Annotated in this window: 1 protein-coding gene; it reads right to left on the bottom strand. The window is 60.4% G+C overall.

Annotated features, from left to right (window positions below):
* Positions 1 to 145: 145 nt before the first annotated feature.
* Positions 146 to 952, bottom strand: coding sequence for a TlyA family RNA methyltransferase (locus AC097P_RS25055; protein WP_479613117.1), 807 nt, complete (start codon positions 950 to 952; stop codon positions 146 to 148).
* Positions 953 to 1026 lie beyond the last annotated feature (74 nt).

The following is a 1026-nucleotide window of genomic DNA, read 5'->3' as shown; positions in this document are numbered from 1 at the left end:
ACGGCGCGCAGCTTGGCCACACCTTCGGGGGTCTTCGGTGGAAAAAATTCCACGCTGAGGGGGATGCGGGATGTGTCAGACATGGCTTTCCAATCAGACGGGGACAGAGCTTGCAACTACGTTGCGGCGGCCTGTCCCGCAAATGTCATTTCGTTGCGCAGATAAAAAACTCGCGGTTGCCATCGCCACCTTCAATCGGCGAGTCAAACCACGCGGTCACGGTGAGGCCCAATTCGGCACAGGTTTCGCGCAGGCGCTGCTCCACGATTGCGTACATGGTGTCATCCTTGACAATGCCGCCCTTGCCTACCTGGCCCGGCTGTAGCTCGAACTGCGGCTTGACCAAGGTCAACAACGTGCCGCCAGCCTTCAGAAAAGGCAGCACCGCCGGCAACACCAAGGTTTGCGAGATGAAGGACAGGTCGCCCACCACCACATCAAACTCCGGCACAAACGGCTCTGCGCCATCAGCCTCTGGATCAAACTGGCCTCCAGCCCCCGTGTAATTTAGACACGCTGCTTCAAAATCTGTAGCAGCCAGGGATCTGGCATTCACTTTCTCGACACACAGCACCCGGCCGTCTTCGCGTAATTGGGGGTGCAGTTGGGCCGACCCAACATCCACTCCCACCACCAGACGCGCACCGTGCTGCAGCAGGCAGTCAGTGAAGCCACCGGTGCTTTGCCCCACGTCCAGGCAGGCCAGGCCGTCCACGGACAGCCCCACCTGCTTGAGCGCCGCTTCCAGCTTCAGGCCGCCACGGGAAACGTAGCGGGCCTCGGAATCGTCGAGCAGGCGGACGTCGGCGTTCTCGGGAACTTCGTCGCCGTTCTTGGCCACGCGCTTCCATGCCTCGCCCTGCAGCCATTCCACACCATCGGCAATCAGGCGCTGGGCTTGAGAGCGTGTGGTGGCCAGGCCCAATTGAACGAGTAGTTGGTCAATACGCATTTTTTCTTTCTAGTGGCAGTGGTGAATCAGGGGTCAGGGCACACATTCGCTGAGCGAACGGTGATCCGACCCCC

This window comes from Rhodoferax sp. ZS1R8, from assembly GCF_056521325.1.
The sequence above is the reverse complement of the archived record's forward strand: the minus strand, read 5'-3'. Positions and strand labels throughout refer to the sequence as shown.

Bases quoted from the DNA above. Each gene is read 5' to 3' on its own strand.
- AC097P_RS25055 (WP_479613117.1), bottom strand. From the start codon at position 952: ATGCGTATTGACCAACTACTCGTTCAATTGGGCCTGGCCACCACACGC.